This window comes from Bradyrhizobium sp. P5_C12, assembly GCF_054049735.1.
In genome coordinates this window covers 18,585-38,750 of sequence record NZ_JBFULU010000061.1, presented here as the reverse complement: position 1 = coordinate 38,750, position 20,166 = coordinate 18,585, and the positions used below count along the sequence as shown (strand labels likewise).

Genomic DNA, 20,166 nt, shown 5'->3' with positions numbered 1-20,166 from the left:
GCCATAGACTTCCGGGCAATCGCGCCAGCGCGAGCCAGATTTCAGCATGTGCACGATGCCGCTGATCACGCGTCGATCATCGACCCGATGGGCTCCCTTGCGCCCTCGCGGCAACAACGGCTCAACCCGCCGCCATTCCGCATCGCTGAGCCAGTAGACCTGCTTTGCCATTCAAGCCTCCCTTCCGCTGAGATGCTTGAATCACAAACTAATTTCAGATGGAATCCCTATTGAGTACAGACCCTAGCGCGCCCCGGCGCGTTTGCGTGTGAAGCAGATTACAGGCGATCTTGCCGCGGCGGGCCGCCGACCGTCGCGGTCCATTGCATCGGCGCTTCGGTGCCGTCGCCTTCTACTTGCAGCTTTTGCAGATCGTCAGCTTGCGTTTCAACGCCTCGTCTTCCTGATCGATCGCTTCCTGTGCCGCGACGCCTTTTGTATCCGGATTGGGCTTGGAGCCTTTTGCTGCGCGTGACCGCATTGGTCGGGTCGCCTGATCCGGCGTGCCATTGTCCTCGACGGTGCCGACGCTAAAGCCATCGTAATCGGCGGCAGGATTCGGCAAGGATGGAGGCCCACCGGTCGCCGGTATCGACGACACGCCGTCAGACGCCGCCGGAGAATTTTTGGTGCCCGCTTGCGGCGATGCTTTGGGCGGAGCGAGCGAGACCGGCGGCGCGGGGGAAGTCTGTCCTCTCGCGCTGTCCTGTGACCAGACGCCAACAACCATGCAGCTGAGCGCCAAGAGCGTCGTGTTTTTCATCCGCGTCCTTCAAACAGCTTTGGTTCGGCGATTGATAGCATGACTCTCCGAGCCGCGCTGTATTGAAATATGCCGGCTCGTTGGGTGGGTAGTCGAAGCGAAACCCATCCAACTCCACCTTTGCGATTGGATCGAGTCAGTTCATTCCACCTCTGCCGCTCGCTTACGCAAACGCCGCTTGATGACCTCGCCCAAAGGGCTATCCGGTGACTTGCGAAATCCTTGCAGTTTTTTCACCCGACCTTTGATCAGGACCTGCGATTGCGCTTCGTCTGCGACTTCACTTGCAATACTCCCTTGCGCAGAGAGTAAAACCCGCCGCACGGAGCGGCGCTCGTCTTGATGAGAGAGCTGTTTGCTGCGTGGAATGTTCTTTCGGCTGCTCTTCTGGTTTTCGCCATACGTATTGCGTCGGTCGAGTTCATAGCTCTGCTGCTTTTTGTCCTGTGGAGTTTTCGTCTTGCTCATCGATTTCGCCTCATTCCAGCGCCGACGACGGCTCTGGCATTTGTCGCGGTTGTATCGGACGAATTGATCTACCCTCAATGCCGTGGAATATCCAGCTGTGATGAGCCCGCGGCAAAGTAGTCTCGTAGCCCGGATGGAGCGAAGCGTAATCCGGGACAGCTGTGTCCGCGGGAGCCGCTCCCCGGATTTCGCTGCGCTCCATCCGGGCTACGATCCATTGCGTTGCCCGACGGGCAAAACACACCATCATTGGGTCAATCGCTCGCCATCAAAACATTCGTATTTACAGAAATTCTGGTTTGCCGTACAACCCTGGACATCCCGGCCCGCCACAAGGGGCGTTTCGCGGCCGTCACGGGACGCGGGCAGGGGTGCGGTGGACGCGACGGCGTCGGCGCGCAGGGTTGGCTGCAGGGCGGAGATCCTTCGTGAGCAGCGGCACGCGCGGTACGACACGGCGCTGACAGCATCCCCGTTCGGCTTCGACGGCGAGCGCACGCCAGCCGTCGATGATGCGGACGGGGATGTGCGCGGACGGAGAAGTCGTGTGGTCCTGACGCCCGGGGTCTGTGCGTCAAGTCATGCGGTGATGTGGCGGCTCAACCGGGCACGCGCGTCAGCCAGCTGCATGGCGACGGGGGCAATAGTGCATCGCTCCCCGGGGAGAGCACGAAGGACACCGTTAAAACCAACCGCGCAGGGAAGGCCGGGATGTCTCCGGCGTCACCTGTGGTCCGCCCGTGCGCATTAAACCCGCACACGGGATTGCGGGTGCCAGCCGGCGCCCGGCCTTCCCTGCGCCCTCTCTTCGAAGAGGGTGGGAGAAGACAGCAAAGCCCGGGCGAAACAAACCGCGGGAATGCGGAATCGTGCCCGCTGGGGAGGTGGGAATTGAAAGTGCGCCGGGTTCTGGCCTCGCGGCACGGCCGTTCGGCCCTCGGCGCCAGATCTTGGGCGCCAGATCTTGAGCGCGCCAGGTCTCGTCGTTACTTCAGCGACGAGCTGATCGAGTTGAACTTGTTGTTGAGGAGCGCGCTGCCCGTGTTGTTCACGATCGTAACGATCGCGAGCGCGATACCGGCGGCGATCAATCCGTACTCGATGGCGGTGGCGCCATTTTCATCGGCAAGGAAAGACCTGAGCAAACTCATCGCCAACTCCTCTTCATTCGGTACAATGTATGCCCGCGTCGTTTCAGAGCGGTAAATTGATTGATCAGGCTTTTGCGCGCGTCAAAGGTGCAGGTTTGGCGAGCCTCGCCTGCTGTCTCATAGCGTGGCACCCGTTAAACCAGCGTTTCTATAGTCAATCCAAATGGACCTAAATCGGCAAAACCCTCAACCATCGTCCGGGATGGCGAGGGGTGAAGGCATCCCAGGGCGCTGCCGTGTCTCAGGGCGCGATGCTGCGTCCCGGCGCGCCCTTGCGCTGCAGTTTCAGCACGTCTGCGAGGCGTCCGACCAGATATCCCATCATGCGCGGCCGTGTCCGCGCCGCAGCGTCGGCGACCCGCTCGTCATCGGTCGTATCGTTCACGATACCGATGTAGTTCTTTCTGACTTCCTGCTGCACGGGCACGCGAACCTTGGCTCAATCGATGGCGGGACCATGCTGCGCGCGAAGGCAATCGACGGTTAATTTTGTCTCCCGTAGGAATACGTTGGCGCAGCACGATGGAAGGGCGTGCCGGAAACGACGGTGCCGCTTAACCGATTGTTGAGGCTGTTCGTCAACGGGTCGGCAACGATACCAATGTCGAGAGCAAGCTTGGCTCTCATACGCGCCGTCCGTCCGCGTTCAGCGCCCGCAACATCGCGATGCGGGCAAACAGCAGCCAGCCTCCGCCGGTCTCGGCCGCCTGGATCAAGGTCTCGATGGCGGTCTGCCAATGCGCCTCGTGCTGCGCGTCCTCCGGCAATTGCATGATGTGGTCGGCCGCCTGCTGAAGCGTGAGCAGCTTGCGCCCGTTGCGCAAGGGAATGGGATCGTCGAACGGCGCCGACCAGGGCATGTCAGGCCGGCCGCTCCATCGACGATCTCACGACGCGCTTCGCCTCCGGGCCGTTGCCGCTATCCGGCCTTCTTGGCCCGCGCCGGCGCGCGCACCGGCTTGTCGGCCTTCTTCGGAGTTTCCCTGGGCGCTTCCTTGGCAGTCGCGGCTTGCTTGCCGCCCTTGCCGGCGATCGGCAACAGCATCTCGCGCTGGCCTTCGACGCGCTTCTTCGGCTTCTTGCCCTTGACGGTCTCTTTGGCGACCTTCGCCGCGGGCGCTGCGTCCTTCTCGTTCGCGATGCTCTTCTTCAGCGCGTCCATCAGGTTGATGACGTTGCCGCCGGTCCTCGGCGTGGCCTTGGCCGAGATCGGCGTGCCGGAACGCTTCTTGTTGATGAGGTCGATCAGCGCTGTCTCGTAGTGATCCTCGAACAGCTCGGGGTCGAACGCACCGGACTTCTTCTCGACGATGTGCTTGGCGAGGTCGAGCATGTCCTTCGTCAGCTTCACGTCCTGGATGTCGTCGAAATATTCCTTTTCGCTGCGCACCTCGTAGGGGTAGCGCAGCAGCGTGCCCATCAGGCCGCTCTCGAGCGGCTCCAGCGCGATGATGTGCTCGCGGTTGGTCAGCACCACGCGGCCGATCGCCACCTTGTCCATGCTGCGGATGGTCTCGCGGATCACGGCATAGGCGTCGTGGCCGACCTTGCCGTCCGGCACGAGGTAGTAGGGGCGGATCAGGTAGCGGTTGTCGATGTCGGTCTTCGGCACGAACTCGTCGATATCGATGGTGTGGGTCGAGTCGAGCGCGATGTCGTCGAGCTCGTCCTTGGTGACCTCGATATAGGTGTCGGTGTCGACCTTGTAGCCCTTGACGATGTCCTCGGAGGTCACCTCGTCGCCGGTCTCGGCGTCGACCTTGAGGTACTTGATCCGGTGGCCCGTCTTGCGGTTGATCTGGTTGAACGAGACCTTCTCGGTATCCGACGTGGCCGGATAGAGCGCGACCGGGCAGGTCACGAGCGACAGACGCAGAAAACCCTTCCAATTGGCGCGGGGGGCCATGGGCTACTCCAAACGCAACGGGGACAACGGGTAACGATAACATCGGGGAACAACGAATCATAGCAAGCGGCCGGGCGGAATCTTGCAACGGCGTTAACCGTTGGGCGCGGGGGTGCCGTCCGGGCCTGCGCCAAATGGTCGGAACATCGCATCGGATGCGGCGTTGCCACCGGATATCGCCGCGAGGAAGTCGCGGCGGTCGGCCGCGACAGCCAGCGATTTGAGGTCACCATGGCAACCACGCGAGACCACCGTCAGATCGTCGAAACCGCGACCGAGGCACGCCAGGGCGAGCCGGGACCGTCGGTGGCGGCGCTGCTTGCCATCTCGACCGGGCTTGCGATCCTGATCCTCGCCGTGGTCTGGTTCGTGTTCTTCCGGACCTGACGGCGAAGTCTGGACCTTCCGACTCACCGCATAACGCGGCACATTGCGCCCGCCACGCCGCCGGCTCGTCCGGTGGCCTGGCGGGCGCAATCGCGTCGGTGCGTGGCAGAGCGTATATGACCAAAAAGTAACATTCCGCGGTTCCCTGCGTTCATATTCAGTTCACGCCGGAATTGATCATCTGTGGCGGTCGATCATGCTGCCTGTCCTGCAGCCTATCTTTGGAGAGAAGCGTGCGCCTGCTCGTTGTTGAGGACGACCCCGATCTCAATCGCCAGCTCACCAAGGCCCTGACCGACGCCGGCTACGTCGTCGACCGCGCCTTTGACGGCGAGGAAGGGCATTATCTCGGCGACAACGAGCCCTACGACGCCGTCGTGCTCGACATCGGCCTGCCGAAGAAGGACGGCATCTCGGTGCTGGAGGCCTGGCGCCGCAACGGCCGCACCATGCCGGTCCTGATCCTGACCGCACGCGACCGCTGGAGCGACAAGGTCCAGGGGTTCGACGCCGGGGCCGACGACTACGTCGCAAAACCGTTCCATCTGGAGGAGGTGCTGGCGCGCATCCGCGCGCTGCTGCGCCGCTCGACCGGCCATGCCCAGAGCGAGCTGAGCTGCGGCCCGGTCACGCTCGACACCAGGACCGGCCGGGTCAGCGTCTCCGGCAATCCTGTGAAGATGACCTCGCACGAATATCGGCTTCTGGCCTACCTGATGCACCATTCGGGGCGCGTCGTCTCGCGCACCGAGCTGGTCGAGCACCTCTACGACCAGGATTTCGACCGCGACTCCAATACGATTGAGGTGTTCGTCGGCCGCATCCGCAAGAAGCTCGACGTCGACATCATCCAGACCGTCCGTGGCCTCGGCTATCTCCTGACCCCGCCGCCCGCTCCGGGCGCTTGAGGCCTTCTCGGGCTTGACGGGAGGCCGAACAGGGGGCCTTGGTCCGGTCATGACCTCCGACGACCCGACATCCTGCGCTTTCCGGGATCCTTCCGATGGCCGCTAGCTCGCTTGCCAACCGACTGTTCCTGTCGGCGACCGCGTGGCTGGTGGTGATCCTGGCCATCACCGGCGTGGTGCTGTCATCGGTCTACAAGAACGCCACCGAGCGCGCCTTCGACCGCCGGCTCAACCTTTATCTGCGCACACTGATCGCCGAGGTCGCCACCCCCGACGAGCCGCCGGACCGCCAGTTCCAGTCGCTCGGCGAGCCCCTGTTCGAATTGCCGCTGTCCGGCTGGTACTGGCAGATCACGCGGACCGACACCGAAAAGCCGGAGGTGCGCTCGTCGCGCTCGCTCTGGGACAAGAAGCTGCCGAAGCTGGAAGAGCAGGGCTCCGAGCTCACAGCTGCCGGCATCCGGCTCGCTTATGTCGACGGGCCCGAGGGCCAGAACCTGCGGATGGTGGAGCGGCCGGTCGATCTCGGCGGCGACGGCAAATATCTCGTCAGCGTCGCTGGCGACGATACCGAGATTTTCGACGAGACGCGCAGCTTCGACTACTATCTCGGCGGCACATTCACCGCGCTCGGCATCGTGCTGCTGTTGACCACGGTGTTCCAGGTCCGCTTCGGCCTCGCACCGCTCAAGCGCATCTCGGAGTCGATTGCCGACATCCGCTCCGGCCGGGCGGAGCGGCTCGAGGGCGAATTCCCGGTCGAGATCGCACCTCTGGCGCGCGAGACCAACGCGCTGATCGACGCCAATCGCGAGATCGTCGAGCGGGCCCGCACCCATGTCGGCAATCTCGCGCATGCGATCAAGACGCCGCTCTCGGTCATCGTCAACGAGGCCGGCGTGCACGCCGCCGACCCGTTCGCCGCAAAGGTCATGGAGCAGGCCGACGTGATGCGCGATCAGGTCGCCCATCACCTGGAGCGCGCCCGTATCGCGGCGAGGGTCTCGGTGGTCGCGACCGTGACGGAGGTTGCACCCGCCATCGAGGCGCTGCGGCGGACCATGGAGAAGATCCATCGCGACCGCGGTATCGTCGTCGAGGCCAAGGCCGATCCGTCGGCAAAATTCCGGGGCGAGCGGCAGGACCTGGAGGAGATGGTCGGCAACCTCGTCGACAATGCCTGCAAATGGGCCGCCTCGCACGTCTTCATCGAGGTCCTGGTGGAGGCGCCGCACCAGGCGGGCGCAGGTCCGCGCTTGCGGATCATCGTCGATGACGACGGCCGCGGGCTGTCGGAGACCGAGCGGGCCCAGGTCTCGCGGCGCGGGCAGCGGCTCGACGAGTCGAAGCCCGGTTCCGGGCTCGGCCTTTCCATCGTGGTCGACCTCGCCGCGCTCTACGGCGGCAGCCTCTCGCTCGGCAGCGCGCCGATCGGAGGGCTGCGGGCCGAGCTGGGCCTCCCCGGAATATAATCCTTTGTTCCGGCATGGCTTTTCGCCTTGGCGGGCGACGCCCGGGAGGAAATCGGGGGCATTCGGCGCGACTTCCTCAACGGCTTCTTAAGGCGCGCGCCCCTATGATCGCGCCCGGACGCATCCCATGTCCGCCACTTTACCGTGCATTACCCGGGCGCATGAGCCAGACATCGATCGAGCGGCTGAGGGAATATCTCGCGCAGCTCCCGCCGCAATCGCAGGCGCTGCTGATGCGGGAGTTCGAGCGTGCGCTGGAGCGTGGCCAGGACACGGCGGTGGCGACCCTCGTGCTCGAGCAGCTGCGCAAGATCGTGCGCAAGACGGAAGCCGACGAGGCCCCCGCGCCGCGCACCGACGATCTGTCGCGGCTCTTGTTCCAGGTGCTGGAACCGTTTCTGGTCGAGGCCGGCGCGCCGATCCGGGTCGGACAGATCCGCCGGTCCTCGCTATTGCCGATCTGGCAATGGCTCGGCCGCGACGGTGCCCCGGACAAGGTGAATGAATTCGAGGCCGCGCTGGCGCGCATGCCGGTGGCGGACAGTGCGGGGCAGGTCGAAGCCCTGGCGCAGAAGCTCCAGGCCGTCGCCGCGGACGCCATCTTCGCGCTGACCGGGCCCGGCGGCGGCGACAAGTCGCGCGCGCTCGCCCGCGTCGGTCCGCCCAACGTGATCGAGGATCTGTATTCGACCGGGGCGGTGCTTGCGGTTCGCGAGGCCATCGCCACCCTGAACGAAAAGCTGCCGCGCTTCCTGCGCGCCTTCGGCGATTCCCAGATCGCCTCGGTGATGGCCGCGCTCAACATTCCGGCGCTGCAGACGCCGCAGATGCTGCCCTTCGCGCTGTCGATGGTGGTGCAGCGGATGACCGCGCCGTGGCAGATCATCCGCCTCGCCATCAAGATTGCGGCGTCCGACGACGAGATCCGCGTCGCGGCAACGCCCTATGGCGTCGCCGTCACCATCGCCCTGCACGATTTGTCCTGCGTTGCCGCCATCCTGCGCATGGACATCAAGCGCAGCTATTTCGACAACGTCGCCGACAATCTCAAGGCGCTGCACGACGGCGTGCGCGGCCTGCGCACCGAGCTCGATCTGCGCAACGATTCCGCCTGGGGCAAGCAGTTGACCTCGATCCGGGCCGACATCTCCAATGCGCTCCAGTCCGAGATCGACAGCGTTCCCGGCCGTGTTCGCCGTATCCTGCGCCAGCGTCCCGAGAAGGACATTCCGCCGGGGGCGCGGATCGACAGCACCGAGGTGGAGGAGACCGCGGCGCTGATCGACTTCGTCGCAACCTGCCGCAACTATGCCAGCGAGCTTGCGATCAACGAGGTGACGCTGCGCACCTATTCCGACCTCCAGCAATATGTGGAGCGCTCGACCGAGCAGCTGGTGCAGTCGCTGCGCGCGGCCGATCACAAGGTCCGCACCTATCGGCAGCAGCAGGTGCAGGCCGCGATTCGTTTCTGCCAGTTGCTGTTCGGTGACGATTACGCCTCGCTGATGAGCCGCGCCGCGGAAAACGCGCTGACCGGCGAGCGCAAATCGTCGCGCGCAAGTTGATCCAAGCGCATATTTTCGTGATCACAATTTGTGGTTGACGATGCCGGTGGCGAGCCCTACGGTCGACGTGCCGGTCCGGGGAATTTCTATCTGTGGGCGCATGAAACCACTTATCAGCTTCGTTGAAATCGAGAACCGCGTAATCGTGGCGAAGTACCAGAGATTGATGGTCAGGGCGAAGGTGGTGCTGGTCGAAAAGGGAAGCGGTCGGCAGTTTCCGGAGACGACCACGACGATCGCGTCGCCGGTTCCCGTTGGCGCGTTGCGCATCAGATTGCCGGATGCGATCCGGCCGGGAACGTACTTCCTGAAGGCCATCAACGGGCACGGCGAGGACGCCGCCCAGAGTGTAGACTTCGAGATACACTAAGCCGTTGGATTTCCACGATTTCGAGACGGCATCGGGTCGCGGCAAATTGACAATTGTCAATTGCCGCATCGTCCAGCCGTGGTGTAAAGCCACCTGTGGGCGCGGCTCGCGCGCCGCCGGAAGCTTGCCTGATGACGCTATGGTTCGTGTTCGCGCTGATGACGGTCGCGGCGATCTTCGCCGTGCTCTGGCCGCTCGGCCGCGGCGTGCGCGCGCAAGGCCGCGACGCTGAGACCCAAGACGCTCAAGATCAAGACACTCAAATTCAGGGCAGCGAGGTCGCGGTTTACAAGGACCAGTTGGCCGAGCTCGAGCGCGATCTCGGCGCAGGGCTGATCGCGGCACCGGAAGCCGAGGCCGCACGCGTCGAGATCAGCCGCAGGCTGCTCGCCGCGGCCGGCCATGAGCCCGCGCCGGCGTCGAAGTCGAGTCTCAAATGGCGCCGCGCCGCGGCCGTGCTGGCGCTCGTTGGCCTGCCGCTCGTCGCGATCGGCGTCTACATGCCGCTCGGTTCGCCCATGCTTCAGGACTTTCCGCTGGCGCAGCGCGAGCGCGGGTCAGGGTCCGGCATGGCGCGGTCGCTCGAGACCCTTGTCGTGCAGGTCGAGCAACATCTGGAAAAGAATCCGACCGATGGGCGCGGCTGGAACGTGCTCGCGCCGGTGCTGGAGCGGCTCGGCCGCTTCGATGATGCGGCGCGCGCCTACCGTAACTCGCTCACCTACAACGGCGAGAGCGCGGAACGCAGGTCCAACCTCGGCGAGGCGCTGTCGGCTGCCGCCGGCGGCGTGGTGACCGCGGAAGCCAAGGCCGAATTCGAGCGCGCGCGTGCGCTGGACGCCGACGATCCCAAGGCGAACTACTTCCTCGGGCTCGCCGCCGAGCAGGACGGCCGCAAGGACGATGCGGCCACGATCTGGCGCGCGCTGCTTGCCAAAGCGCCGGCGGATGCGCCGTGGCGGCCTCTGGTGCAATCCGCGCTCGCAAGGGCCGGCGGCGGCGGGCTGCCGGCGCTGTCGGACGAGACGATCGCTGCGTCCAAGGACATGAGCGAGGGCGATCGCGGCGCCATGGTGCGCGGCATGGTCGAGCGTCTGGCCACGCGGTTGAAGCAGAACGGCGATGACGTCGAGGGTTGGCTGCGCCTGGTGCGCGCCTATCTCGTGATGGGCGAGCGCGACAAGGCGAGGGGCGCCTCGACCGACGCGCGTCAGGCGGTCGCCAACGACGCCGAGCGGCTGCGCCAGCTCAACGAAGGTCTCAAGACGCTCGGGCTCGACGGATGACGATTTTGGGACGAGACGAGCCGAGAACGGATACGCCATGACCCGCAAGCAGCGACGTATGACCATTATCGGCGGCTCGCTCGCCGTGCTCGCGCTCGCGGCCGCGCTGGTGCTCAACGCACTTCGCGATTCCATCGTGTTCTTCTCGACCCCGACCATGGTCGCCGAGAAGCACGTTGCGCCCGGCAAGCGGTTTCGCCTCGGCGGCCTGGTGCAGCCCGGCTCGCTCCAGCGCGGCGACAATCTCGCGGTGACGTTTGAAGTCGCCGACGGCGGTGCCAAGCTGCCGGTCGCCTACAAGGGCATTTTGCCCGACCTGTTCCGCGAAGGGCAGGGTGTCGTCGCCGAAGGCGCGCTCGACGCCAACGGCGTGTTCAAGGCCGACACCGTGCTTGCCAAGCACGACGAGACTTACATGCCCAAGGACGTCGCCGATGCCCTGAAGAAGCAGGGGCATTGGAAGGACGATTACGGCGCCAAGGCTTCGGATAGCGTAAAGCCTGCGGCGACGACCGCGCAGGGCAACCCGCAGGGAGCAGTGCGTTGATCGCGGAATCCGGACATTACGCGCTGGTGCTCGCGCTCGCGCTGGCGCTGATCCAGTCGATCGTGCCGCTGATCGGTGCACGCTTGCGCGACGTTGGCCTGATGAACGTGGCGCGCTCCGCCGCGCTGGCGCAGCTTTTGTTCGTCGGGGCCTCGTTCTTGGCCCTCGTGATACTGCACGTGAACTCGGATTTCTCCGTCGCCAACGTCTACGAGAACTCCCATTCGATGAAGCCGCTGATCTACAAGATCACCGGCGTGTGGGGGAACCATGAAGGCTCGATGCTGCTGTGGGTGTCGATCCTGGCGCTGTTCGGCGGGCTGGTCGCGGCGTTCGGCAACAATCTGCCGCTGTCGCTGCGCGCGCATGTGCTCGCAGTCCAGGCCTGGATCGCCAGCGCCTTCTATCTCTTCATCCTGGTGACCTCGAACCCGTTCCTACGTATCGCCAATCCGCCGATCGAGGGCCGCGATCTCAACCCGGTGCTTCAGGACATCGGCCTCGCTGTGCATCCGCCGATGCTCTATCTCGGCTATGTCGGCTTCTCGATCTCGTTCTCCTTCGCGATCGCGGCGCTGCTCGAGGGTCGCATCGATGCGGCCTGGGCGCGCTGGGTGCGTCCGTGGACGCTGGTCGCCTGGATATTCCTGACGCTCGGCATCGCGATGGGCTCCTATTGGGCCTATTACGAGCTCGGCTGGGGCGGCTGGTGGTTCTGGGACCCGGTCGAGAACGCCTCACTGATGCCGTGGCTCGCCGGCACCGCACTGCTGCACTCGGCGCTGGTGATGGAGAAGCGCAATGCGCTGAAGGTCTGGACCATCCTGCTGTCGATCCTGACCTTCTCGCTGTCGCTGCTCGGCACCTTCCTGGTGCGTTCGGGCGTCATCACCTCGGTGCACGCCTTTGCCACCGATCCGACCCGCGGCGTGTTCATTCTCCTGATCCTCTGCCTGTTCATCGGCGGCAGCCTGTCGCTGTTCGCTGGACGCGCGACCGCGTTGAAGCAGGGCGGCCTGTTCGCGCCGATCTCGCGCGAGGGCGCGCTGGTGCTGAACAATCTGCTGCTCACCGTGGCCTGCGCCGTCGTGCTGTTCGGCACGCTCTATCCGCTGGCGATGGAAGTGCTTGCCGATTTCAAGATGTCGGTCGGTGCGCCGTTCTATAACCTCACCTTCGTGCCCCTGTTCACACTGCTGCTGCTCGCCGTGCCGTTCGGGCCGATGCTGGCGTGGAAGCGGGGCGATCTGCTCGGCGTCACCCAGCGGCTGCTCGCGGCGGGCGTTGCCAGCCTCGTTGTAATCGCCATCGTCTGGGCCTGGACGCGTGGCGGCAGTGCGCTGGCGCCATTGGCAATCGGGCTTGGCGTCTTCGTCATCGCCGGTGCAGCGACGGATCTGGCCGAACGAACCGGCTTGTTTCGCCTGCCATTCGCAACGACGCTGCATCGCGCCCGCGGCCTGCCGCGTTCGACCTGGGGCTCGGTGTTCGCGCATGCAGGGCTCGGCGTCGCGCTGATCGGGATCGTCTGCGAGACCACCTGGAACAGCGAATACATCGCGACGATGAAGCAGAACGACGTCGCCCACATCGCCGGCTACGATCTGAAGCTGGACGGGCTGTTTCAGCGCCAGGGCCCCAACTACCGCGAGATGATCGCCGAGTTCAACGTCAGCCGTGACGGCGAGACGCTCAGCGTCATGACGCCGTCCAAGCGCAGCTTCACCACCCGCGGCTCGTCGACCACGGAGGCCGCGCTGCTGACGCGTGGTGCAAGCCAGCTCTATGTCTCGCTCGGCGACGCCACCGCCGAGGGCGCAATCGCCGTGCGCATCTATCACAAGCCGCTGGTGCTGCTGATCTGGTGGGGACCGGTGCTGATGGCGTTCGGCGGCATGCTCTCGCTGTCCGACCGGCGCTTGCGGGTCGGCGCGCCGAAACCGGCGCGGGCCAAGCAACGCCTCCAGCCGGCGGAGTGAACCGATGCGTCGGATGGTGCTGGCGATTGTCGCGATGATGCTGCTGGCCTGGCCCGCGGCCTATGCCGTGCAGCCCGACGAGATCATGACGGACCCCGCGAAGGAAACCCGCGCGCGTGAATTGTCGCGCGAGCTGCGCTGCATGGTCTGCCAGAACCAGTCGATCGACGATTCCGACGCACCGCTTGCGCGCGATCTGCGGCTGCTGGTGCGCGAGCGGATCGCGGCCGGCGACAGCAATTCGCAGGTGCTCGACTTCCTCGTGGCGCGCTACGGCGAGTTCGTGCTGCTGAAGCCGCGCTTCGAGCGGCAGACCTTGCTGTTGTGGTTGCTCGCGCCGCTGCTGCTGGCCGGCGGCGGTCTGGCGTTGTGGCTGCAAATCCGGCGTCGCGCCCGGAATGGTGCAGACGTACCAGCACCGCCGCTCACGCCCGATGAAGAAGCGCAGCTCGCCGCATTGATGTCCGACGACGCCAAATCGCGCTAGCTACGTAATGATACGTAGGCTGCGCAGCGCAGCGTGTTTCATGCTCTGTTGACCTTTGTCTGGAAGCTTGTCGCGAAATTCGATTCCAGACTTTGAGTCCTCAGCAATGTTCACGAACAGCAACCTGACGATCCGCTTCCTGGTCGGCGCCGTCGTCGCTGCATTACTGTTCCTGCTGGGCATCGGCGGCGGCACCGGCTTCGTCGCGGTGCTCTATCTCAACAACGAAATCACCAGCCTGTCGTCGGACTTCGCCGCGCTGAGCGGGCCCGCGCGCGACCATGCGATGCAGATCTACCAGCAGGCACAGGCCGCGTTCTCCTGGTTCCTGATCGCCTGCGGCGTGATCGCGGTCGTCGCCATCGCGATCTGCTTCACCACCTGGTTTGCCGTGCGCAACGGCATCCTCAACCCGCTGGCGGCGATCGTGCATGCCATGCGCGAGGTCGCCGCCCAGAAGTTCGAGACATCAGTTCCGGGACTTGGCGGTACCAACGAGATCGGCCTGCTCGCCGGCGCGCTCGAGGTTTTCAAGACCAACGGCCTGGAGCGGCGCCGCCTCACGGCGCAGCAGCTCCACGAAGCGCAGCACCAGGCCGAGCGGTCGAAATATCTCGACGCCCGGATCAAGAGCTTCAACGAGCTCGTGGCCGGCGTCGTCGACCGCGTGGCGTCCTCGGCCGTGCATCTGAAGCGCAACGCCGAGACCCTCTCGCAGGCCGCCAACGACACCAGCAGCAAGGCCAATGCGGTGGCGAGCGCCGCGAGCCAGGCCAGCGCCAGCGTCCAGACGGTCGCGGGCTCCGCCGAGGAGATGACGAACTCGATCGGAATGATCAGCCGCCGCGTCACGGATGCGACCCAGCGCGCCGAGGGCGCGGCGACCCAGGCAGAGAAGAGCCGCGACACCATCCACACATTGTCGGGCGCCGCCGACAAGATCGGTGAAGTCGTGCAGCTGGTGCAGGCCATCGCCTCGCAGACCAACCTGTTGGCGCTCAATGCCACGATCGAGGYGGCACGGGCAGGGGAAGCCGGCAAGGGATTTGCGGTGGTCGCTTCCGAGGTGAAAAGCCTCGCGCACCAGACCAGCAAGGCGACCGAGGAGATCACCTCGCATGTCGCCAGCATCCAGGGGATCACCGCCGACACGCGTGGCGCGATTGACGCTATCTCAAAGACGCTGTCGGAGATCTCGTCGATCATGTCAGGCATTGAGGTCGACACCGCCCAGCAGCGCACCGCCACCCAGGACATCACGCGCAGTGTCCAGGATGCCGCGCGCGGCACGCTCGACGTCTCCAATCATATCGTCCAGATCACCTCGACCTCCGCGGAAACCGGACGCATGGCGGCCGAGGCGCGCGATTCCGCCGTCGACCTGTCGCAGCAGGCCGAGACCCTGAAGCGCGAAGTCGACGAGTTCATCGCAGGCGTCAGGGCGGGCTGAAGCGGCGGAAATCAGGCTCTGGCGCGCGGCGCCGGAACCCTATTAAGTTCCTGTGGAATCACAGTTTTCAGCCTGCGATAAACTGCCGCATCCGCCGGCCCCTTCATTACAAAAGTTTAACCCCGCCGCCAGCGCGCGGTAAGGCGGGAGCCCCCATCTTCAGGATCGTAAGGTGCTGCCATCCGGCACCAAATGGATTTCAAGGCCCTGGAGAACCTCTGCATGACCGATCGTCCCGATCTCTCGAATCTTCCGTCCTACCGGCAGCCCCGCCGGTCGGTTTTCTCCGCGCGCAAGATCGCGCTGATGGCCTCGGTCGTCGCCGGCCTCGGTGCCGCGGTCTATGGCTTCAGTCCGTCGACCTCGCCTGCCGACCTGTTCTCCAGCCCGGCGCATGCGCAGGTCAACAACGAGGTCCGGAAGGTCGAGCGTCCCGTCGGTTTCGCCGACATTGTCGAGCGCGTGAAGCCCTCGGTGATCTCGGTGAAGGTCAACCTCAAGGAAAAGACTGCGAGCAACGATGACGGCGACGATTCCTCGCCGTTCCAGCCGGGCTCGCCGATGGAGCGCTTCTTCCGCCGCTTCGGCGGTCCGGATGGGTTCCCGGGCCAGAAGGGCGGCCGCGGCCGCGTGGTCCAGGGCCAGGGCTCCGGCTTCTTCATCTCGGCCGACGGCTACGCCGTGACCAACAACCACGTGGTCGACGGCGCCGACAAGGTCGAGGTCACGACCGACGACGGCAAGACCTATACCGCCAAGGTGATCGGCACCGACCAGCGCACCGACGTGGCCCTGATCAAGGTCGAGGGCAGCTCGAACTTCCCGTTCGCCAAGCTGGCCGACGGCAAGCCGCGGATCGGCGACTGGGTGCTCGCGGTCGGCAACCCGTTCGGCCTCGGCGGCACCGTGACGGCGGGCATCGTCTCGGCCAGCGGCCGCGACATCGGCAACGGTCCGTATGACGATTTCATCCAGATCGACGCGCCCGTGAACAAGGGTAATTCCGGCGGTCCGGCCTTCAACACCGACGGCGAGGTGATGGGCGTCAACACCGCGATCTATTCGCCCTCCGGCGGCAGCGTCGGTATCGCGTTCTCGATTCCCGCCAGCACCGTGAAGAGCGTGGTTGCGCAGCTCAAGGACAAGGGCTCGGTCAGCCGCGGCTGGATCGGTGTGCAGATTCAGCCGGTGACATCAGACATCGCCGACAGCCTCGGCATGAAGAAGGCCGAAGGCGCGCTGGTTGCGGAGCCGCAGGCGAACGGTCCGGCCGCCAAGGCCGGCATCGAGTCCGGCGACGTGATCACGTCGGTCAACGGCGAATCCGTCAAGGACGCCCGCGAGCTCGCTCGCACCATTGGCGGCTTGGCGCCCGGCGCGACCGTGAAGCTCAACGTGCTGCACAAGGGCCAGGACAAGGTCGTGAACCTCACCCTCGGCCAGCTGCCGAACACGGTCGAGGCCAAGGCCGACACCGATAACGACAGCGGCAAGGGCGCGAGCAAGGGCACCGATGTGCCGAAGCTCGGCATGACGGTCGCACCCGCGAATTCCGTGGCCGGCGCCGGCAAGGACGGCGTCGTGGTCACCGAAGTCGATCCGAAGAGCGCCGCGGCCGAACGCGGCTTCAAGGAGGGCGACGTGATTCTCGAAGTCGGCGGCAAGAGCGTCAGCACCGCCGGCGACGTCCGCGACGCCATCAACACGGCGCGGACCGACAACAAGAACAGCGTCCTGATGCGCGTGAAGAGCGGCGGCCAGTCGCGCTTTGTCGCAGTGCCCCTGGCCAAGGGCTAGGCCCGGCCAGGGCCCAGGAGGCTTACGAGATGAAGGGTGTCGCCGGCATCAGTCGCCCCCGCCGCCGGCGCCCTTCAGGGAAGCAGCGTAACGTTCGCTTCCCCAGTCTACCTTCCGGTGGAATTACGCCCCCCTCCGTCGGAAGGCCTAGGGCGGTGAGGTCCCCCCAGCTTCACCGCCCGCCTTTTTCCCGCCCCAAGTCTCTTTCGCTTGGCTTGCATGCGATTGCCCCGCGCGCCATGTTCATAGAAGGTTGACCTCCTTGACCGCCGCCGAACGCACGATGCGCCTCCTCATCATCGAAGACGACCGCGAATCCGCCGACTATCTCGTGAAGGCGTTTCGCGAAGTCGGACATATTGCCGACCACGCCAGCGACGGCGAGGAAGGCCTCGCCATGGCCGAGAACGGCGACTATGACGTTCTGGTGGTCGACCGCATGCTGCCCAAGCGCGACGGCCTGTCCCTGATCGGCGCCCTGCGCGACCAGGGCGACTCGACTCCGGTGCTGATCCTTTCGGCGCTCGGGCAGGTCGACGACCGCATCAAGGGCCTGCGTGCCGGCGGCGACGACTATCTGCCAAAGCCCTATTCCTTCGCCGAGCTGCTGGCCCGGGTCGAGGTGCTGTCGCGCCGCCGCGGCGGTCCGGCCGAGGACACGCTCTACCGGGTCGGCGATCTCGAGCTCGACCGGCTCTCCCATCGCGTCGCCCGCGGCAAGGACGAGCTGACGCTCCAGCCGCGCGAATTCCGCCTGCTCGAATATCTGATGAAACATGCCGGCCAGGTGGTGACCCGCACCATGCTGCTGGAGAACGTCTGGGACTATCATTTCGATCCGCAGACCAACGTGATCGACGTGCACATTTCGCGGTTGCGTTCCAAGATCGACAAGGGTTTTGAGCGGCCGCTGCTGCACACGATCCGCGGCGCCGGATACATGATCCGCGACGGGATAAGATAAAGCCAAGAAACATCAATCGCTTCGCTCCCAGATCGGCTAGCGGATTACCGTTTTCTTACCGGCCCGCAAGCGTGCGCCAGATATCAAACGTTCACGACTGGCGCTTACTTCGGACTAGCGAGATTCTGGCCGGAGAGGACCATCATGGTTGGCAAGAGGCATGCCTCGGAGGAGATTTCGGCCAAGTTGGCGCAAGCCAAAGAACTTGCGGCCAAGGGAAAGACCCAGCGCGAGATATCGCAGGCGCTCGGTGTCAGCATCATGACCTACCATCGCTGGAAGAAGCTGCCCGGTTCGTCGGTGCCACTTGATGGCCGGCGCGGGGAGGCCGACGGCCGGCCATCCGGTCTCAGTGAGGCCAGCACCATAGAGACGATCAAGCGGTTAGAACTTGAGAACGCGCAATTGCGGCGTCTCGTGACCGACATGCTGCTGGAAAAGCTAAAATACGAAGAAGAGCTTCGGTCGCGCCAGACTTCCTGAATTTGCTCGCCAAACCCACTCGCGCGGGCCTGTCTTATGCCGCGTCCTCATGCTTTGCATCGTGTTCTTGTGTGCACCTCCACAGCATCACAAACAACCAAGCCGCCATCCCCGCGCTCAACCGAGTCCGCCAATAAGGTTACATCACGCAATCACGCGCGCCCCGAGTTCGTCTAAAACAAAGCCTCTCCGCAACTCGTGCGCAGCGGCCGTCAAATGGGAGCCTACAATGAGCCCGTGCCGCTTCAATTTCAGGAGAGCAACGGGGTCACACAGCTCGATAGAAGCCCGGCTCCCAACACTGCAATGGCGCRTTGCTCCTCCGCGTCGAGATTAGCCCAGGAGATGCCCTTCATCACCAGCCCCAAATTGTCCAAGGGCTCCTCAAAATCCAAACGCGCGCCTGATCTGCCGCAGCATATCCATGGCCGCGTCGGTGTACCGACCGTTGGAGGTATTGATCAAGCTGCGCTGTGCTAATCAGCGCCACAACTGCCACAGTAAAGCCCTTAAACATTGGGCCTCTCCTGAAAGAGACCCGCCAACCGGGCGTGTCGAAGTATTAAACTGATCTCGGAATGCGCTGCCGCATATGGCGACGACCCATATGCAAATGGTGACAGTGACCGGTACCAGTCCCTTAACGGGCGCGATGTCTGGATGCGCGCGCCGTGAGCTGAGGCGAAGGCTCTACAGACCGCCACTGGATGATCGGATCGCGATGCGCGGGCCGAGAAGGAAGATCGGGCGGCAGCGTGATTGTCTGCTTGGCCCCAAGAAGCGGACCAAGCGCAGACAGCACAGTATGTACGCGATGGGCCAACAACCGACATCCGCACGGCCACCCGGGAAAATCTACCCACTGCCGGGACGGGAAATGAAAGGTGTCGCTGGCGACTTTCATCGGCTTGACCACAAGATGATGATGCCAATGACGATCGGAGCCAGTCCAAAGGCCATCGCGACCCAGAACTTCGGCTCTTGGAGGATCTCGAAGATTTCGAGCATGTTGCGTAAGGATAGCGGCACCTGAACACGTGGTCACGACCTRTGGGGCTGCTCCGTGATACTACGGAGGGCGGGCTGGCGCTCATCCATTGCAGGTCGAACCAGCCGGTCTAAACTGGTCCCGATCTGCCAAATCGATTCGAAGAGAAATGGCGAAGTCTTCAAAACTTGTTGTCGCGAAGAAAGGACGCGTGCTCCTGGTCAGACGACGACGCGATAGGCTCTGGATGTTTCCGGGCGGTCGCAAGCGTGCAGGTGAGAGTGAAAGGAAGTGCCTCCGCCGAGAGATCAGGGAAGAACTGCCGAAGCTCAAGCTGGGGCCTATGAAGCTCTGGAAAGAAGTGAAGGCAAAGAATCGTCGGTCCGGTCGCACGATGAGTGACGCGATCTTCTTAGCAAAGAACGCGTCCGGCCCGCTGAAGATCGGCGACAAGAAGGAGATCGACAGGGCAGTCTGGTGCAAGCCACGAGGAATCAGGCTGACGCCGACTTCGCGTTACATTCGGGACAAGTTGTTTCCGAAGTGAATTGTGTCCCCGCAGTCGGCAAGTACAATTGGCAAAACGCCTTGCACGATCTCAAGGGTTAGTCGTCTGGCTTTTCGCGCACGATGACGCCGGTCTTGGGATCGGCATGAAATTCCATCTTCTGTCCGTTCTTGATGCCTTCGCCCTCCCACTGGCCGTCGTCGGCTTCAAGCTTAGTGACCTGGGAATAGCCGGACTCGATAACCTTAGCCTTCACTTGCTCCATCGGCATCCAGTCAGATCCGGGTTGATCGGCGCTTGCTGCTGAGGCCACGGCGAGGGAACCGATAACCAGAATTGTGGCAAGCTTCATTTTGGCCTCCTCTCGTTAGAGCGTTAGCGGCGTTAACGAGAGCGCTGACATGGTTGTTTCCCCTGCCACTTTCGCAATTTCTCGCAAACACAATCACCAAGCTGGCGGTCTTGAGCACTTAGAGCGCGGCGGCCTTCGTGGCTTCCCTTGCTTGCTTGCGGAAAAAAATCCCGCCTCCAAGGGAAACCCAAAAGAGACGGGATTTAAGGCTAAGTCAAAGGGAGGTACTTGCTGGCCAGCGCGTACCCCCGCGCCAAAGCTAGCACAAGAAGGGCACGCGCCACACCCGCTCACCGCTCTCGCGCACGACCAGGTAGAGCCCGCCGCCGTCGGCG

The 20,166-nt window shown here is 64.1% G+C and carries 22 protein-coding genes; 14 read left to right on the top strand and 8 right to left on the bottom strand.

Annotated features, from left to right (window positions below; translation table 11 throughout):
* The 7 genes from ACXJMY_RS33625 to ku form a co-directional block, all read right to left on the bottom strand.
* The coding region (locus ACXJMY_RS33625; RefSeq protein ID WP_456623650.1) for a transposase at positions 1 to 171 on the bottom strand (171 nt) is incomplete at its 3' end.
* Between the two features lie 181 nt (positions 172 to 352).
* Positions 353 to 763, bottom strand: coding sequence for a hypothetical protein (locus tag ACXJMY_RS33620; RefSeq protein ID WP_456623648.1), 411 nt, complete (start codon positions 761 to 763; stop codon positions 353 to 355).
* A gap of 141 nt (positions 764 to 904) precedes the next feature.
* Positions 905 to 1,231: a hypothetical protein gene (locus ACXJMY_RS33615; RefSeq protein WP_456623647.1), complete on the bottom strand. Its 327-nt coding sequence runs from the start codon at positions 1,229 to 1,231 to the stop codon at positions 905 to 907.
* A gap of 986 nt (positions 1,232 to 2,217) precedes the next feature.
* Positions 2,218 to 2,382 carry a Flp family type IVb pilin gene (locus ACXJMY_RS33610; protein ID WP_456623646.1) on the bottom strand — a complete coding sequence of 55 codons (165 nt, stop codon included), beginning with the start codon at positions 2,380 to 2,382 and terminating at the stop codon, positions 2,218 to 2,220.
* A gap of 241 nt (positions 2,383 to 2,623) precedes the next feature.
* Positions 2,624 to 2,803, bottom strand: coding sequence for a hypothetical protein (locus ACXJMY_RS33605; protein WP_456623645.1), 180 nt, complete (start codon positions 2,801 to 2,803; stop codon positions 2,624 to 2,626).
* 202 nt (positions 2,804 to 3,005) lie between these two features.
* Positions 3,006 to 3,242 (bottom strand): hypothetical protein, encoded by a 237-nt coding sequence (locus ACXJMY_RS33600; protein ID WP_456623644.1) that lies wholly within the window; start codon positions 3,240 to 3,242, stop codon positions 3,006 to 3,008.
* A 59-nt stretch (positions 3,243 to 3,301) separates the two neighbouring features.
* A complete protein-coding gene (ku, locus tag ACXJMY_RS33595) occupies positions 3,302 to 4,288 on the bottom strand; it encodes a non-homologous end joining protein Ku (protein ID WP_456623643.1) in 987 nt (328 codons plus the stop codon).
* 231 nt (positions 4,289 to 4,519) lie between these two features.
* Between ku and ACXJMY_RS33590 the strand changes: the two genes are divergently transcribed.
* From ACXJMY_RS33590 to ACXJMY_RS33525, 14 genes are all read left to right on the top strand, one after another.
* Complete coding sequence (locus tag ACXJMY_RS33590) at positions 4,520 to 4,675, top strand: hypothetical protein (RefSeq protein WP_456623642.1); 156 nt, start codon at positions 4,520 to 4,522, stop codon at positions 4,673 to 4,675.
* 233 nt (positions 4,676 to 4,908) lie between these two features.
* On the top strand, positions 4,909 to 5,583 hold the full coding sequence (locus ACXJMY_RS33585; protein WP_011085905.1) for a response regulator transcription factor: 675 nt from the start codon (positions 4,909 to 4,911) through the stop codon (positions 5,581 to 5,583).
* Between the two features lie 95 nt (positions 5,584 to 5,678).
* Entirely contained in the window at positions 5,679 to 7,055 is a 1,377-nt protein-coding gene (locus tag ACXJMY_RS33580; RefSeq protein WP_456623641.1) for an ATP-binding protein, read from the top strand.
* Between the two features lie 161 nt (positions 7,056 to 7,216).
* Complete coding sequence (locus ACXJMY_RS33575; protein ID WP_456623640.1) at positions 7,217 to 8,620, top strand: hypothetical protein; 1,404 nt, start codon at positions 7,217 to 7,219, stop codon at positions 8,618 to 8,620.
* A gap of 100 nt (positions 8,621 to 8,720) precedes the next feature.
* The gene (locus ACXJMY_RS33570; protein WP_456623649.1) at positions 8,721 to 8,990 is read left to right on the top strand and encodes a hypothetical protein; all 270 of its coding nucleotides are present in this window, start codon (positions 8,721 to 8,723) and stop codon (positions 8,988 to 8,990) included.
* A 131-nt stretch (positions 8,991 to 9,121) separates the two neighbouring features.
* Positions 9,122 to 10,276 carry a c-type cytochrome biogenesis protein CcmI gene (gene ccmI / locus ACXJMY_RS33565; protein ID WP_456623639.1) on the top strand — a complete coding sequence of 385 codons (1,155 nt, stop codon included), beginning with the start codon at positions 9,122 to 9,124 and terminating at the stop codon, positions 10,274 to 10,276.
* Between the two features lie 37 nt (positions 10,277 to 10,313).
* On the top strand, positions 10,314 to 10,823 hold the full coding sequence (gene ccmE, locus ACXJMY_RS33560; RefSeq protein ID WP_456623638.1) for a cytochrome c maturation protein CcmE: 510 nt from the start codon (positions 10,314 to 10,316) through the stop codon (positions 10,821 to 10,823).
* A complete protein-coding gene (locus tag ACXJMY_RS33555; RefSeq protein ID WP_456623637.1) occupies positions 10,820 to 12,802 on the top strand; it encodes a heme lyase CcmF/NrfE family subunit in 1,983 nt (660 codons plus the stop codon). The genes ccmE and ACXJMY_RS33555 overlap by 4 nt, the downstream gene beginning before the upstream one ends.
* A gap of 4 nt (positions 12,803 to 12,806) precedes the next feature.
* Positions 12,807 to 13,289: a cytochrome c-type biogenesis protein gene (locus tag ACXJMY_RS33550; RefSeq protein WP_456623636.1), complete on the top strand. Its 483-nt coding sequence runs from the start codon at positions 12,807 to 12,809 to the stop codon at positions 13,287 to 13,289.
* A 106-nt stretch (positions 13,290 to 13,395) separates the two neighbouring features.
* Positions 13,396 to 14,739, top strand: a complete 1,344-nt coding sequence (locus ACXJMY_RS33545) for a methyl-accepting chemotaxis protein (RefSeq protein WP_456623635.1) — start codon at positions 13,396 to 13,398, stop codon at positions 14,737 to 14,739.
* A gap of 222 nt (positions 14,740 to 14,961) precedes the next feature.
* Complete coding sequence (locus ACXJMY_RS33540; RefSeq protein ID WP_456623634.1) at positions 14,962 to 16,536, top strand: Do family serine endopeptidase; 1,575 nt, start codon at positions 14,962 to 14,964, stop codon at positions 16,534 to 16,536.
* 283 nt (positions 16,537 to 16,819) lie between these two features.
* Positions 16,820 to 17,500, top strand: a complete 681-nt coding sequence (locus ACXJMY_RS33535) for a response regulator transcription factor (protein ID WP_456623633.1) — start codon at positions 16,820 to 16,822, stop codon at positions 17,498 to 17,500.
* Positions 17,501 to 17,644: 144 nt separating this feature from the next.
* Complete coding sequence (locus tag ACXJMY_RS33530; RefSeq protein WP_456623632.1) at positions 17,645 to 17,983, top strand: helix-turn-helix domain-containing protein; 339 nt, start codon at positions 17,645 to 17,647, stop codon at positions 17,981 to 17,983.
* 1,157 nt (positions 17,984 to 19,140) lie between these two features.
* The gene (locus ACXJMY_RS33525) at positions 19,141 to 19,518 is read left to right on the top strand and encodes an NUDIX hydrolase (RefSeq protein ID WP_456623631.1); all 378 of its coding nucleotides are present in this window, start codon (positions 19,141 to 19,143) and stop codon (positions 19,516 to 19,518) included.
* Between the two features lie 58 nt (positions 19,519 to 19,576).
* Here the strand turns inward: ACXJMY_RS33525 and ACXJMY_RS33520 are convergent, their stop codons facing one another.
* Positions 19,577 to 19,831 carry a PepSY domain-containing protein gene (locus ACXJMY_RS33520; RefSeq protein WP_456623630.1) on the bottom strand — a complete coding sequence of 85 codons (255 nt, stop codon included), beginning with the start codon at positions 19,829 to 19,831 and terminating at the stop codon, positions 19,577 to 19,579.
* Between the last annotated feature and the right edge of the window lie 335 nt (positions 19,832 to 20,166).